Origin of the sequence: Turicibacter sp. KK003, from assembly GCF_037014675.1 — a bacterium.
GTDB classification, from domain to species: domain Bacteria; phylum Bacillota_I; class Bacilli_A; order MOL361; family Turicibacteraceae; genus Turicibacter; species Turicibacter faecis.
Genome location: NZ_CP142738.1, coordinates 363,615 through 378,201 on the forward strand (window position 1 = coordinate 363,615; position 14,587 = coordinate 378,201).

General features: G+C 34.1%; 17 protein-coding genes. All 17 read left to right on the plus strand.

Going from position 1 to position 14,587, the window contains the following annotated elements; all coding sequences use genetic code 11:
- Positions 1-620 precede the first annotated feature (620 nt).
- The 17 genes from VXM77_RS01800 to VXM77_RS01880 all read left to right on the plus strand — a co-directional run bounded on the left by VXM77_RS01800 (position 621) and on the right by VXM77_RS01880 (position 14,579).
- Positions 621-1,538, plus strand: a complete 918-nt coding sequence (locus tag VXM77_RS01800) for a DUF2232 domain-containing protein (RefSeq protein WP_338506763.1) — start codon at positions 621-623, stop codon at positions 1,536-1,538.
- 21 nt (positions 1,539-1,559) lie between these two features.
- Positions 1,560-3,545, plus strand: coding sequence for a DHH family phosphoesterase (locus VXM77_RS01805; protein WP_161832454.1), 1,986 nt, complete (start codon positions 1,560-1,562; stop codon positions 3,543-3,545).
- Complete coding sequence (gene rplI, locus VXM77_RS01810) at positions 3,542-3,985, plus strand: 50S ribosomal protein L9 (RefSeq protein WP_161832453.1); 444 nt, start codon at positions 3,542-3,544, stop codon at positions 3,983-3,985. Before VXM77_RS01805 ends, rplI begins: the two co-directional genes overlap by 4 nt.
- A gap of 47 nt (positions 3,986-4,032) precedes the next feature.
- The gene (gene dnaB, locus VXM77_RS01815; protein ID WP_161832452.1) at positions 4,033-5,394 is read left to right on the plus strand and encodes a replicative DNA helicase; all 1,362 of its coding nucleotides are present in this window, start codon (positions 4,033-4,035) and stop codon (positions 5,392-5,394) included.
- 102 nt (positions 5,395-5,496) lie between these two features.
- Positions 5,497-6,561, plus strand: a complete 1,065-nt coding sequence (prfA, locus tag VXM77_RS01820) for a peptide chain release factor 1 (protein WP_161832451.1) — start codon at positions 5,497-5,499, stop codon at positions 6,559-6,561.
- 798 nt (positions 6,562-7,359) lie between these two features.
- Positions 7,360-8,211: a peptide chain release factor N(5)-glutamine methyltransferase gene (gene prmC / locus VXM77_RS01825; RefSeq protein ID WP_338506767.1), complete on the plus strand. Its 852-nt coding sequence runs from the start codon at positions 7,360-7,362 to the stop codon at positions 8,209-8,211.
- A 97-nt stretch (positions 8,212-8,308) separates the two neighbouring features.
- On the plus strand, positions 8,309-8,914 hold the full coding sequence (locus VXM77_RS01830) for an L-threonylcarbamoyladenylate synthase (protein WP_161832449.1): 606 nt from the start codon (positions 8,309-8,311) through the stop codon (positions 8,912-8,914).
- Between the two features lie 76 nt (positions 8,915-8,990).
- Positions 8,991-9,686 (plus strand): stage II sporulation protein R, encoded by a 696-nt coding sequence (locus VXM77_RS01835; protein ID WP_161832448.1) that lies wholly within the window; start codon positions 8,991-8,993, stop codon positions 9,684-9,686.
- A gap of 113 nt (positions 9,687-9,799) precedes the next feature.
- Complete coding sequence (locus VXM77_RS01840; RefSeq protein ID WP_161832447.1) at positions 9,800-10,228, plus strand: hypothetical protein; 429 nt, start codon at positions 9,800-9,802, stop codon at positions 10,226-10,228.
- 162 nt (positions 10,229-10,390) lie between these two features.
- Positions 10,391-10,831, plus strand: coding sequence for a ribose 5-phosphate isomerase B (gene rpiB, locus VXM77_RS01845; protein ID WP_161832446.1), 441 nt, complete (start codon positions 10,391-10,393; stop codon positions 10,829-10,831).
- Positions 10,832-11,034: 203 nt separating this feature from the next.
- Positions 11,035-11,664 (plus strand): uracil phosphoribosyltransferase, encoded by a 630-nt coding sequence (gene upp / locus VXM77_RS01850; protein WP_161832445.1) that lies wholly within the window; start codon positions 11,035-11,037, stop codon positions 11,662-11,664.
- A gap of 29 nt (positions 11,665-11,693) precedes the next feature.
- Positions 11,694-11,897: an AtpZ/AtpI family protein gene (locus VXM77_RS01855; protein ID WP_237658963.1), complete on the plus strand. Its 204-nt coding sequence runs from the start codon at positions 11,694-11,696 to the stop codon at positions 11,895-11,897.
- Entirely contained in the window at positions 11,894-12,298 is a 405-nt protein-coding gene (locus VXM77_RS01860) for a hypothetical protein (protein WP_161832443.1), read from the plus strand. Before VXM77_RS01855 ends, VXM77_RS01860 begins: the two co-directional genes overlap by 4 nt.
- Before the next feature lie 129 nt (positions 12,299-12,427).
- The gene (gene atpB, locus VXM77_RS01865) at positions 12,428-13,150 is read left to right on the plus strand and encodes a F0F1 ATP synthase subunit A (protein ID WP_161832442.1); all 723 of its coding nucleotides are present in this window, start codon (positions 12,428-12,430) and stop codon (positions 13,148-13,150) included.
- 45 nt (positions 13,151-13,195) lie between these two features.
- Positions 13,196-13,480, plus strand: coding sequence for an ATP synthase F0 subunit C (gene atpE / locus VXM77_RS01870; RefSeq protein WP_161832441.1), 285 nt, complete (start codon positions 13,196-13,198; stop codon positions 13,478-13,480).
- Positions 13,481-13,543: 63 nt separating this feature from the next.
- On the plus strand, positions 13,544-14,044 hold the full coding sequence (gene atpF, locus VXM77_RS01875) for a F0F1 ATP synthase subunit B (RefSeq protein WP_161832440.1): 501 nt from the start codon (positions 13,544-13,546) through the stop codon (positions 14,042-14,044).
- On the plus strand, positions 14,037-14,579 hold the full coding sequence (locus tag VXM77_RS01880) for a F0F1 ATP synthase subunit delta (RefSeq protein WP_161832439.1): 543 nt from the start codon (positions 14,037-14,039) through the stop codon (positions 14,577-14,579). The genes atpF and VXM77_RS01880 overlap by 8 nt, the downstream gene beginning before the upstream one ends.
- Positions 14,580-14,587 lie beyond the last annotated feature (8 nt).

Here is a 14,587-nt window from a genome sequence, read left to right on the forward strand (position 1 = left end):
AGGGAATGATGGTTAGAGAGTGGTCAGAGTGTAGTGAAAGGGATTGGGATGAATGGGTGTAGGATTTGTGTTGTGGATAGAGAGAATGTAGTGGTTAGGGTATGTTGGATAGGTAGCTTTATGTGTAGTTTATTATAATTTTTAAATGTTTATTGTCATTGATAGTAGGCTATAATAATTAGAGTATGTTAGTCATTAAATATTCTATTTATTTAATCAAACGATTGGGTGTTAAATGTTATCTAGTAGGTTTGAATGGAGGATTGTTAAATTGATGATGTATAATTTAGAAGTTGTAGTAAATAAACTATAGATTAGAGTAGGAGGATATATTATTTAATTAATAAATTTTTTATATCGTTTGATTAAATTTTTATATGAAATATTTTTTTAGTAATGTATATAATGGTGAAATGGATGTTATTGAATTTGTTGAAATGAAGTCTTTTAAGAACCCTCATTTCAATAATATATTATTCAAGCGCGTATTTTTTGAATAAGTAAAATATAATGGTTTAGACAATTTTTACAAAATTTAATGATTTGAGAAGAGAATAGTAATTATCCTAAATTGTGGTATAATAGAGGAGGTAATTGGCATTTATGAAGGGAGTTTTTAGATGAAGATAAGGTCACTCACTAATGCCGCGGTTATGCTCTCTATGTATATGCTTTTATTTGTTTTATACAATATGGGAGTTTTTCCAACGATCATGTCAATTCTATTACCTATCCCTATTATTATCTACTCCGTAACTGTAGGCCGTATTCGGGATATATTGTTATTATGTATTGGATGTTTTTGTGGGACTTTTTTATTTGGTTCAATTTATGGTGTAATAACGACATTAAATTACGGGGTAATGGGGACCATTATTGGTATTGGTATGGTTAAAAGTTGGCCGTATTGGCAACGTATCTTGAATGCGGTAATTATTTCGGTTCTTTCATTCCCAATTACGATTTATTTTGTTAGTGGCTTAAATGTTAAAGAATCCGTCACGCAGATGACAGGAGAAATAGAGGTTATGATTCAATCTATAGCTAATACGTTACCTAGTGACTATACGGCTATTATAGGGGAGTTACAACGTTCTATAGATTTGATGGCGACACTATTTCCGACGATTGTAATTTTAATGGGGACGATGTCCGTTTTTTTGAGTGATACGGTTGCCATTTTGATTTTAAAAAAACTGGGTATTTCCCCTTTGAAATTTAAGAAACAGAATATACATAATATTCAGGTAGGACCTACATTAATTATAGTTTTAGTCATTGGTCAACTTATAAAAACTGTTTTATCTATCCCAACAGTAGATTATATTTTGATTAATGTTATGGCCATAATTAATATGTTATACGTTTTGCAAGGAATTATTGTTATTCTATTATATTTTAAGTCTCGCTCTAAAATTGGACTAGGTATTCTCACAGTTATTCTAATGCTACTATTAGGGTTTTCCATATTTATTGAGATGTTAGGAATAATGGATGCCTTTTTCAACTATCGTGATAAATTGGTTTTAGAGAATTAGTTATTGAAATGAGGTGATATGGTGAAGAAATTGAGGAAGTGGCTAGATGAGTATCAAGATCATCTGGGATACATGGCGATTTCTACTGTGTTTTTAATATTGAGTGGGGGATATGCCTACTATCGATCAGATGTCATTTCGCTTATTATTTTCCTATACTTTGTAGGGGATATAATTTATCGATTGAACGCATATTTTCACTATAAGGAAAATGTGCTGAAAAGGATTGAGTCTATTTCATATCGAGTGAAACATGCCGGAGAAACTGCATTTAATCAATTACCAGTTGGAATTCTTCTATATGATGATGCCTATGAAGTTGTATGGTTTAATACCTATTTAAAACAGATTTTCAATCAGGATTTGCACGATAAGGGATTAACGCATCTGAGTGAACAGTTATATAATCGTGCTCTTAGTGACGACGAAAAATTTAGTGTAACTATCAATCAGGAAACATATCGCGTGTTACATATGAAAAATGAGAGGTTAATGTACTTTACGAATGATACTGAGTATACGACGCTTTCGCAAAAATATCAAAATGAACATCCTGTTATAGGAATGTTGGTTATGGATAATTATGATGAGGTTTTTCATAATTTGAATGAGCAAGAAAAGAGTGAGTTTCACGGAAAGATAGTTTCTATCATTATGCAGTGGGCCGATAAACATAAAATATATATTCGAGCAACGGCAACAGATCGATTTATATTAATGATGCCATCGGTTGTTTTGCAGCAATTGCGTGAAACGAAATTTACAATTATTGATAAAGTACGTGAAGCTGCTAAAGAGAAGGATGTAATGTTGACGATTAGTATTGGATTGGCAACGGGTTACGATAGTTTTTCGGAATTAGGTCAACAAGCTAATTATATGCTAGATTTAGCTTTAAGTCGGGGTGGAGACCAAGTAGCGATTAAGATTGCGACCGATGATAAGTTCTTATTCTATGGTGGAAAGACGAATCCAGTAGAAAAAAGAAACCGTGTCCGTGCTCGGGTTAACGCACAGGCGTATGAACGTTTGGTTCGAGATAGTGACCGTGTAATTATTATGGGGCACAGGTATCCAGATGTTGACGCAATCGGGGCAAGTATTGGATTGTTACGCATGGGAATTGCATCAAAAAAAGAAGCTTATATCGTTTTAAAATTAGAGGAGTTAGATAAGACAGCTAAAAACTTTGTGGATGAAATATTTAAAGATGAAAATCTTAAGAAGTATTTTATTTCAAGTGAGATGGCAATTGAATTAATGACGAAAAATACATTACTCGTTGTAGCAGATACGCAGGATCCTAAAATGGTTATAGAGCCAGCTTTACTGCCAAAAGCAAAGAAAATCGCGGTATTTGATCATCATCGACGAGGTGTAAATGTTATTGATTCGGTATTATCATTTGCAGAACCATATGCTTCTTCAACCGTTGAATTAGTTGTGGATATGTTTGATTACTATTCACAAAAAATTAAAATGACTCCATTAGAAGCATCCATTATGCTAGCGGGAATTATTGTGGATACGCGAAGATTTTCTTATCATACCGGGCGACGAACATATGAAACCGCCGCTATATTAAAACAAAAAGGTGCGGAAGAGAAGTTAGTGCAGCAGTTGTTAAGAACCCCGTTAGAAAATTATTATAGTAAGGCTCATTTAATCGAAAGAGCAGAAATATTTAAGGATGAATTTATTATTGCGTCGGCGGATGATGAATTGGTACTTGAAAAGGTTCAAATAGCGCAGACAGCAGATGAATTATTAAATGTTCAAAATATTAAAGCTTCATTTGTTATTTCACGTATTGACGAGCAACATATCGGTATAAGTGCACGATCGTTAGGAGATGTCAATGTTCAAGTTTTAATGGAGCAATTAGGTGGTGGTGGGCATTTAAATAATGCAGCAACCCAAATTCGAAGTAGTAGTACACAAGATGCAGTTTTATTATTAAAAGAAGTTATTGTAAAAGAAATAGAAGAAAGCGGTGAATCTCAATGAAAGTAATTATGTTAGAAGATGTAAAAGGTAAAGGTAAAAAAGGAGAAGTAAAAGATTTCCCGAATGGATTTGCGAACTTTTTAATTAAACAAAATAAAGCCATGGACGCAACTCCAGCTAATATGAATAAGTTAAAGCTTCAACAGGCGGAGGAAGAGAAACAAGCTGAGCTACGATTAGAAGAAGCTAAAAAGTTAAAAGTGGAATTAGAACAAAAGACTGTTATTGTGAAAGTGAAAGCTGGAGATCATGGTCGTGTCTTTGGATCAGTTAGCACAAAGGCGATTGCAGAAGAATTTCAAAAACAATTTGGGATTAAATTAGATAAACGTAAGATGGAGCTAGAAGAACCAATTCGCGGTCTTGGGATGGCACGTGTTCCTATTCATTTACATCCAGAGGTTGTTGCTACAATTTCTGTTCAAATTAAGGAGAAGTAAAGAAATCAAATATAATTGTATTATCTAGATAGAAAGTTGGTTATGTTGTGATAGAATCGTCAAATCGTCAAATGCCCCATAGTACTGATGCAGAGCAAGCAATACTTGGCGCTATGTTATTGGATGAAAAAGTGTGTGAGGATGTAAAGCTAAAATTACAACCAGATGATTTTTATCATCATCGCCATCGTATTATTTACGAGGCGATGCTCACATTACTTGAGCAAAATATAGGTGTAGACGTGACGACAGTAGCTGCATATTTGCAAGATCATAAGAGGATTTCAGAAATAGGTGGTGTGGAATACCTTTTAACGATTTATGAAAGTGTCGCGACTACTGCCCACACTGAGCATTATGTTGAAATGGTTTTAGAAAAATCAATTTCGAGATTAATTATTAATCGTGCTCAGGGATTAATTGAACAGGGATATGACCCTGAAACTTCAACTCAGGATTTAATTGATACAGCCGAACAACAATTTTCCGGACTTGCACGTTTAAATCAAGGATCAGATTTCAAGCAAATCGATAATGTTATTATTGACTTTATTAAGAATGTAGAACGTTTATCCCAATCTACTGGGGAAGTTACTGGGTTAACAACGGGGTTTACAGCTTTAGATCATATGACGTCCGGGTTACAAAATAATGACTTAATTATTGTTGCTGCTCGTCCAGCGATGGGAAAAACGGCGTTTGCCTTGAATATTGCTCAAAACGTCGCAAAATTAAATCATATTAATGTTGCTATTTTTAGTCTGGAGATGGGAGCCGATCAATTAGTTTCCCGTTTAGTAAGTGCTGAGGGTAGAATTGAGGCTCACCGTTTAAAAACGGGTAATTTAGAGGGGGCCGATTGGCGATCTTTGAAAATCGCAACGGATGTATTAAGTAATTTAGGAATTTATATTGATGATACACCAGGTATACGTGTGGGTGAGTTACGTGCTAAATGCCGTCAATTACATCAACAAAGAGGACTTGGCCTAGTTATGATTGATTATTTACAGCTTTTATCAGGAAGTAAGTCAAGCGGAGGTAATCGACAACAGGAAGTCTCAGAAATTTCACGTATGTTAAAGGAAATGGCTCGTGAACTCAAGATTCCTGTCATTGCTTTATCCCAATTATCACGTCAGGTCGAAAATAGGGAAGATAAAAGACCAATGATGTCAGACTTAAGGGAATCTGGAAGTATCGAGCAGGATGCAGATATTGTTACTTTCCTATATCGTGAGGATTATTATAAGAAAGATCCTGAGTTGAATGATAATATCGTAGAGGTTATCTTTGCTAAACACCGTAGTGGTGCTGTGGGAACTGTGAAACTAGCCTTTAGAAAAGAAATAAGTCGTTTTGAAAATCTAGTTAATGTTCCAGATTCACCAAATATTCCTAATGTTTAGAGTTTTAATACCCATATATCGTATCTTTATATAAAACACATTTTGACGACAGGTGGTACTTATATTATAATTAGGAATGAATAATTAGAGGAGGATTTGACTATGTTTGAACGTTTAGAGGCAATCTTAGAGCGTTATGAAAAAATTAACGAGATGATGGCTGATCCTGCAATCGTTACTGATATTAAGAAGTTAACTGAGTTATCAAAAGAACAACGTGGACTTGAAGAGACAGTTAATGTATATACTGAATATAAAGAAATTGCAGCTTCAATTGAAGATTTAAAAGAAATGGTTAAAGATTCAGACCCTGAAATTAGTGAAATGGCTGAGTTAGAATTAGAAGAATTAAAACCAAAAATTCCTGCATTAGAGGAACGTTTAGAAATTTTATTAATTCCTAAAGATCCAAATGATGAAAAGAACGTAATTGTAGAAATTCGAGGAGCTGCTGGAGGAGATGAGGCTAATATCTTCGCGGCAGACTTATATCGTATGTATACAAAATATTCAGAGTTAAAAGGTTGGAAAATCCAGGTGATGAATGTTGATTATTCAGAATCTGGAGGAATGTCGCAAGTTGAATTTATGATTTCGGGTGAAAGTGTCTACTCTCATATGAAATATGAATCAGGTGCTCATCGTGTTCAACGTGTTCCTGCAACAGAATCTCAAGGAAGAATTCATACCTCAACAGCAACTGTTTTAGTTATGCCAGAAGCTGAGGATGTGGATATCGAGGTAAGTATGAATGATATTCGTGTAGATACATTCTGTTCATCAGGACCTGGTGGGCAATCTGTAAATACGACAAAATCGGCTGTACGATTAACTCACGTGCCTACTGGAATTGTTGTTTCATGTCAGGATGGAAAATCTCAACATGAAAATAAGGCAAATGCCTTAAAAGTTTTAAAAGCACGTATTTATGATTCTATTTTACAGGAGCGCCTTGAGGCCGAGGGTGAAGAACGTCGTTCTAAAATTGGTACAGGTGAACGTTCGGAAAAAATTAGAACATATAACTATCCACAAAATCGTGTCACAGATCACCGCATTGGATTTACAATCCAACAGCTTGATCGAGTAATGGAAGGAAAGTTAGAGCCTGTTATTGAAGCATTAATTACCGAAGAACAAAAGCGTAAATTAGCTGCACAAGATTAATTAAAACCATGGGAATAAACCGTGGCTAACTTAACTTTTTTGAATGATAATAAAGGCGAGGTTTACATCATTGATGTCGACCTCGCTTTTAAATTTAGAAGGGATAGTTTATTGTTGTGCGTGGGGAGATAAGTGTGGGATGGAACTAATACTCAGTTTAAACGTGCAGAAAAAAAAGCGCCCGGGGGAGGGGCGCTTTTTAAATTTAATCTAACTATAAAAGGGGGGACTTTTATAGTTAAAAGGAGGATAATCATATAATGGGGGAATTATATGATTATCTTTCTCCCGAGTCTCTCAAGGGGGGGATGAGAGTAGGCTCCGAAAAAGTCTTTGCCATACTGGGGAGAAAATAAAGTATTAAAATACTTTGGGAGAGAATTATAAGGAGAGAGTATGAAAAATAAAACTTTAAAAATTGGGGAGAGAAATGAGTAATGAAATAAAGTTTTATATGGGGGGAAGAGTATGCCCGTAAGTTTCTCGTCTTACGGACAATAATATTATGAACAGCTATTGAGATTCTTAAACACCTTTTTTAAAAAAAATTAAATATTTATATGAAATTTGATTTTAGTATCATTTTATATAAAGAGTTAGCTTGTTATCTTGCTCCATCTAACATTAATATATGTAGAAATTGATAAGGTGTGACAGGAGTTTAATAGTTTAAAACAGATTAGTACCATAATAAAATTCCTGGATTGGTAGAGAATTTTAGTAATAAAGATAATTTTTATTTGCATGTTATATTATTTTAGAGTAAAATGAGGTTGATTTTAAGAAGACGGTGATAATATGAAAACAATGCGTGAACTTTTAAACTGGGGAGAAAAATTCGCCCTTGAAAATGGAAAAGAAGACTCAGCAGTTAAATTGCTATTAATGGATGCTACGCAAAAGGAAAGTTATGAAATTTTAGCAGATATGAATATGGTTGTTCCACAGGAACAAGTTGAAAAATTTGAACATGATGTGCATCTATATGTAGATGATAATATCCCAGTTCAACATATTATGGGATATGAGACTTTCTTTGGTCATAAATTTATTGTAAATGACGACGTTTTAATTCCACGTTTTGAAACAGAGGAATTAGTTGCAAATGTACTATCTACGTATGATGATGTTTTTAATGGATCAAAGGTTAAAGTGGTAGATGTAGGAACAGGAAGTGGTGCGATTGGGGTAACACTAGCTGTTGAAGAGCCTAATATGGAAGTGACCGTGACTGAGTTGTCGGAAGCCGCTTTAGAGGTTGCTAAACAAAATGCCAACCAATTAGGGGCGAATGTTACTTTTTACCAAGGAGATATGTTACAGCCATTGATTGAACGTGGATTAAAATTTGATATTTTGGTTTCTAATCCGCCATATATTCCATTAACTGAAGAGGTTGATCCTTTTGTAAAAGATAATGAACCACATTTAGCATTATTCGGCGGAGAAGACGGTTTAAAGTTTTATCGTCAAATTTTAAGGGATGCCCATAAGGTGGTTAATGAGAAAAATATTATTGCTTTTGAACATGCATATAATCATAAAGAAGCTATGGCTCAATTAATTAAAGAGCACTTTCCACATTCTAAATTTGAAACTTTAAAGGATTTGAATGGGAAAGATCGAATGACGATTATTATTAATAACTAAATTAAGAAGATTATAAGAAAGGCTCCTATTTATTAGGGGGTCTTTTTTTAAAAATTCTAAGGTAGAACAAATTATAATATAAGGAGTCCTTTCTAGTATGATTTATCATTATCATGAACTTAGTGATGCGTTAGCTCGTGTGACGCAAGAAGATATTATTGTTTTTCCAACCGATACAGTCTATGGAATAGGGGCCAGTATCTATTCTCCCCAAGCCATTCAAGAAATTTTTGAAATAAAACAACGTCCAACGGATAAATCGTTAATTGTCTTATGCGCGAATAAAAAACAATTGGAGGAAATTGTAGGTCCTCTATCAAGTGATATTGAAGGATTAGTTGATAGGTTTTTACCGGGGGCGTTGACGCTAGTTTTAAATTGTTGTAAGCCATTATGTAAAGAAATTACTCGCGGGAAACAGACGATAGGCGTTAGAATTCCCAACCATCCGGTATCAATACAGTTATTAAACCAATTAGGTCCTTTGGCGACAACCAGTGCTAACGTATCAGGTGAACCTAGTCCTACAAAGGTTGAAAAAAGTAATCCTATTATGAATCAGGTTCCTTATGTTTTTGATATAGGTGAGACAGAGGCGGGGGTCCCTTCGACCATTTTAGATTGCACCACCTCCGAATATAAAATATTGAGAGAGGGAGCTATTCCGGCAGAAGATATTTATAAATTTTTAAATAAAAAATAAAAAAATATGAAATTACACGTATAATTTTTAAAATATCGTCCATAATGAGTTATCAGTGAAAGGGACGGTGTTTAATATGAATCAAAAAACAACAATTATTGTGGTATTAACATTAATTATGATGGTAACAGTATATCAGATTGGTAAGGCTGAACCTCAAGGAAATAATGCACAGGTAGTCGTAAATGATACAGCTATTCGTATCCGTATTATTCCTAATTCAAATAGATATGAGGATCAACAGGCTAAAAAAATGGTTCGTTATGCAATGGACGAGTATTTAGCATCAAATAAGGCGTCATTTGAAACAGTAGAATCAACACGTGAATTTATTACAAGTAATATTGGACAAATAGAAGCGACAGTTTCTCATGTATTAGATACGATTAACTATGAGAATGGGTTTGAAGTTAGTTATGGTGCGCATTTATTTCCTGAAAAGCAATATAACGGTGAAACTTATGAACAAGGATACTATGAAAGTTTAGTTATTACTATCGGAGAAGGTCGAGGTAATAACTGGTGGTGCTTTATGAATCCGGATTTATGTTTAGGTCCAAATGCAGTATCGAATGAATCAGAAGATCAAAGTAATTGGAATAATCAATATAATGCAATGGAAACGACGCAAGAAGCGTTCCAAGAAAAAAAATTCAAATCGTATATTTCTGAGGTTTTTGATAATTTCTTTGGTGATAAAGAAACTGAAAGTTATGTTTCGGCGGAAGATACAAAAAAGGAAAATTGGTATTTATACGAGGACGAGTATTAATTTTTAGTGATTCATAATTAAAACCGTCCTACCTTTAAATCATATAAATACACCTATATAAGCATATTCCCTCTTTATTAAGCATAGGATGTTTAGTAAAGGGGGATTTTTTTATGGTAACTAACACAATAATAAAACGTTATGAACAAACAGACTACAATCAAGTAATAGATTTTATTAAAGAAGTAACAGATTTAGAAGAGGTTAATTCACATATTCTTGAACAGTCCATTTTAATTAAAGATGATAATAAGGTTTGGGGAATGGTTTCATTCGAGGATTTTAACAACATTGGAATTATTCGCTATTTCATTTATAATCAACAAGTTATTCCAGATCTGTTAGTTAATATGTTTTTTGAATTATATCATTCAGCTAAAGATAAAAATGTAAATCAATTGGTAGCTATTGCTTCTCATCCTTACGCTACTCAATTATTTTCATTGTTAGGATTTGGTGAGATGAAAAGAACGGCTCCCTTAAAGATACCTGGAATTCCGGAGTCTGATGATGTGAAATTGATGACTATAAAATTTGAATAATACGATAAAAAGATGTATAAGAAGGAACAAAAAAAGTCCCTTCTTATTTTTTTTGTTAATTCGGTGGCGGGATAAATTTTTAATAAAACTTAACCTTATTTTTAAAAATATGATATAATTGAGAATATAGAATTATTTTACAGAATAAAAGGAGCATTACTTATGAAGGTAGCTATTGCATGTGATCACGGTGGATTTAATTTAAAGCAAGACATCTTAGAATTATTAAAGGGAATGAATGTTGAATTTGAAGATTTTGGTTGCTATGATGAATGTGCTGTGGATTATCCAGATTATGCCTTTAAAGTATCGGAAGCCGTAGCAGCCGGACAGTTTGATCGCGGAATTTTAATCTGTGGGACCGGTATTGGAATTAGTATTGCAGCTAATAAGGTCAAAGGGATTCGTTGTGCATTAGTCCATGATTTATTTTCGGCTAAGGCGACAAGAGAACACAATGATTCAAATGTACTAGCCATGGGAGGCCGCGTGATTGGTCCAGGATTAGCGAGAGAGATTGTATCGGTTTGGTTAACAACTGATTTTATGGGTGCACATCATACAGCACGTCTTAAAAAAATCTCTGATTACGAAAACGTCTAAGAAATCCTGTACTAAGGATTTCTTTTTTATATTTCTTTTTTAATACTTTAGGGTAGACTATCCTAGTTTATTTATGATGAAGAAATATAAACGTTATTTCCTTGAATTGCTTGAGGTATCTCTTGGAATAATCTGTTGAAAACGGATTAAAAAAGTTGTAGAATTACTTATTATTGAAATATGAAAAATGAGAGGTGAACCGTGTGATTAAAGTTAATATTTTAGATCACCCATTAATTCAACACAAATTAACTCAAATTCGCCAGAAAGATACACCGACAACTCAATTTCGTCAAATGATTAACGAGATTGGTGGGTTAATGGTGTATGAAATTACGCGTGATTTGCCATTGGAGCAAGTTGAAATTGAAACACCTGTAGCTACAACAAAGGCCAATGTCATTGCTGGTAAGAAAATGGTTGTTGTTCCTATTCTACGAGCTGGTTTAGGAATGGTGGACGGAATTTTAAAAATGATTCCTTCAGCGCGTATTGGACACATCGGGATTTTTCGTGATGAAGAAACGTTGCAACCGGTAGAGTATTTTGCTAAGTTTCCGGATGAGTTAGATCAACGTGATATCTTTATTGTCGACCCAATGTTAGCTACAGGAGGTTCAGCAATTGCTGCTATTAACTCTATTAAGCAACGAGGGGCTAAAAATATTAAATTAGTATGTTTAGTTGGGGCTCCAGAAGGAGTTAAAGCGGTAAATGAAGCACATCCAGATGTAACGATTTATTTGGCTTCTTTAGATGAGAAACTAAATGATAAGGGATATATTGTTCCAGGTCTTGGAGATGCTGGCGACCGTATTTTTGGGACTAAATAATGAGTCAGCCATCTAAGGTTGTTAGAGCTATGAAGTGGATGTCACTTCTATCTCAAGTAGGTATTACAATGATTGCTAATATTTTTGTAGGACTATTTATTGGAAAATATCTAGATAAATGGTTGGGGACATCTCCATTATTCTTACTCGTATTAGTATTTGTTGGCGTATTTAGTGGAATTAAAAGTGTCTACTTGTTAATAATTAAAATGGATAAGAGGGATAAAACTTGAGTCAGTTACAAAATGATCCAATCCGAGTTATACCTAAACGCGTAATTCAATTAGCATTTTTGTTTACATTTTTAATCGCTGTTGTTTCAATGATATTCAATATGCCGATGATTAATGTATTAATTGGTTATTGGGTGGGCGTAATAGCTAACTTAATTAATTTTAGACTAATTGTTGTTGGCGCTAAAAATGCCTTAGACCAACAGGAAAGTGGTGTAAGAAAAACAATGCAAATGAACTTGCTAGTTCGTTTAATTATTTACGCTGGAACTCTCGTAAGTATTGTCCTATTACTAGGTACTGAAGCATTTATTGCAGGAATTATTGGAGTTTCTATGGTAAGATTTGCGATTCAAACTGATGGTTTCTTTACGTTTGGTTATGGAAAAAACGGAAAGTAATCATTGTTGAATATATAGTTAGTGTAGTCCTACATTATGGATTATATTAACCCCCGATAGTTCATATCGGCCAGATTAGAAGATGGAATCACCTTCTTAAAAAATATTTCTCGCGAAAGGAGGGTAAGAATGAATCCACTACTAATGAAGATTGCAATTGGAGAAAGTGATGGGACGGGGTTGTTTAAAATATTCAATCCGGGAACAGAAATGAAGTCCATTGTAAATCCGACCGTATTCAATTCGGTTGTTTTAGTATTAGTTTTATCGGTATTCTTTATCATTTGCGGAAATGCAGTGAAAAAGGCCGATCCGACTAAGCCTTCTAAAGGTATCGTATTGTTACTAGAATTATTAGTAACAGGTATTGAGGGTCTAGTGGAACAAACGATGGGGTTAAAACATCTAAATTTTGCTCCATTTATAGGAACATTGGCAGCCTATCTTGTTTGTGCCAACCTATTAGGATTGTTGGGGCTTAGTGCACCTACATCTGATTACAATGTGACATTGGCGTTAGCCGTTATCACGATTGTTGTTATGATAGGGTCAGGAATTAAGGCAAAGGGAATTGGAGGATATCTATACGATACATACCTTGGAGATTTTCCATTTTTATTACCTTTGAACATTACTGGTGAGCTCGCAAAACCAATTTCATTATCATTCCGTTTATTCGGAAATATCTTGAGTGGTGGTATCATTATGTCGCTTATTTATCAGGCACTTGGATGGTTCTCGCCATTAATTGCACCTGCGTTACATGGATACTTTGATGTATTCTCGGGTGTGATTCAAACATTAATCTTCATCATGTTAACTATGATTTGGTCACAAGGAGCAATGGAATAGTTAATAATAAAAAAACAAAAAAGTTAAATTAGGAGGAATTTAATTATGTTTTTAGAAACAGTTGCATCTTCAATTTCAAATGAGGCGTTTGTATTAGGTATGTCAGCAGTAGGTGCTGGATTAGCAGTATGTTCAGGGATCGGGACAGGTATTGGACAAGGTAATGCAGCGGGACAAGCGGCTGCAGCAGTTGGACGTCAACCAGAAGCTAAAGGTGATGTAATGCAAATGATGATTTTAGGTCAAGCGATTGCCGAAACATCAGCAATTTACGGATTCGTTGTAGCGATCATCTTATTATTCATTAATCCACTTGTTAATATGTTATAATTCACCTAAAACCTATTTGATAGAATTGTATACTATACATAGATAAGAAAGGGGGCAACCGACTTGCAAATCTATATCATGCCAGACTTAGTCAATTTTACGTTGCAAATAGTATCAACGTTACTTTTATTCCTGGTGATTAAATATTTTGCATGGGCTCCTATGAAGGAATTCTTACGTAAACGTCAAGAATTAGTTTCTCAAGAGATCAACCGTGCAGAAATGCTAAAATCAGATGCGATTGCCTTAAAGAAATCAGCTGAGGCTCAGGTGCAAGTTGCACGTGAAGAAGCGCGTGAAATTGTTGAAAACTCTAAAAAACAGGCACAACACATGCATGATGAAATTGTGTCAAATGCTCGTAAAGAAGCTCAACAAAAATTATCTAAGGCAGCTGCTGATATTGAACAGGAACGTAAAGCAGTATATTCGAAAATTCGTTCAGATATCGTTGAATTAGCGGTATCTTCAGCTGAAAAAATGATTGAAAAAGAAATTGATGCAGATGTTCATAATGAATTATTTGATCAGTTCGTTGCTAAAGTGGGTGGAAGTCATGAGTAAAATCGCTTCCACTTATGCACATGCATTATTTGATGCTGCGGGTGATGATAAAGTATTAGAAGATATTAAACAAGATTTTGGTGTCATTTGTTCACTTATGAAAGAACAACCACAATTTATGGAAATTTTAACACTTCCTAAATTATCAAAGGATGATAAAAAGAACTTGATAAAAAATGTTTTTTCAAAAGATGCATCACAAATTTTAGTTAATTTTTTAATGGTTTTAATTGATAAGGACCGTATTAGTTTATTAAATGAAATAATGGTTGCTTATAATCAATTAGTAAATCAACACCTAGGAATTTTGGAAGGAACTGTCTATAGTGCAGTTGATTTAAGTAAGGAGCAACTGACGCGCCTTACCTATACCTTTACAAAAAAATTAAATAAAAAAATTAAACTTAATGTTGTAATCGACCCAACTTTGCTTGGGGGATATAAAGTTAGTTTAGGTGACGTTGTATACGATAACTCAATTAAATTACAATTGAAAAACTTAAAAAATAACTTATTAAATGTTGAGTTAAAATAGAATAGAGG

What these genes read in the sequence shown, in the direction of transcription:
- VXM77_RS01880 (WP_161832439.1), top strand. Translation starts at nt 14,037, where the DNA reads ATGAGTAAAATCGCTTCCACTTATGCACATGCATTATTTGATGCTGCG.
- prfA (WP_161832451.1), top strand. Translation starts at nt 5,497, where the DNA reads ATGTTTGAACGTTTAGAGGCAATCTTAGAGCGTTATGAAAAAATTAAC.
- atpE (WP_161832441.1), top strand. Translation starts at nt 13,196, where the DNA reads ATGTTTTTAGAAACAGTTGCATCTTCAATTTCAAATGAGGCGTTTGTA.
- VXM77_RS01800 (WP_338506763.1), top strand. Translation starts at nt 621, where the DNA reads ATGAAGATAAGGTCACTCACTAATGCCGCGGTTATGCTCTCTATGTAT.
- VXM77_RS01835 (WP_161832448.1), top strand. Translation starts at nt 8,991, where the DNA reads ATGAATCAAAAAACAACAATTATTGTGGTATTAACATTAATTATGATG.
- VXM77_RS01855 (WP_237658963.1), top strand. Translation starts at nt 11,694, where the DNA reads ATGAAGTGGATGTCACTTCTATCTCAAGTAGGTATTACAATGATTGCT.
- VXM77_RS01830 (WP_161832449.1), top strand. Translation starts at nt 8,309, where the DNA reads ATGATTTATCATTATCATGAACTTAGTGATGCGTTAGCTCGTGTGACG.
- rplI (WP_161832453.1), top strand. Translation starts at nt 3,542, where the DNA reads ATGAAAGTAATTATGTTAGAAGATGTAAAAGGTAAAGGTAAAAAAGGA.
- rpiB (WP_161832446.1), top strand. Translation starts at nt 10,391, where the DNA reads ATGAAGGTAGCTATTGCATGTGATCACGGTGGATTTAATTTAAAGCAA.
- atpB (WP_161832442.1), top strand. Translation starts at nt 12,428, where the DNA reads ATGAATCCACTACTAATGAAGATTGCAATTGGAGAAAGTGATGGGACG.
- VXM77_RS01840 (WP_161832447.1), top strand. Translation starts at nt 9,800, where the DNA reads ATGGTAACTAACACAATAATAAAACGTTATGAACAAACAGACTACAAT.
- prmC (WP_338506767.1), top strand. Translation starts at nt 7,360, where the DNA reads ATGAAAACAATGCGTGAACTTTTAAACTGGGGAGAAAAATTCGCCCTT.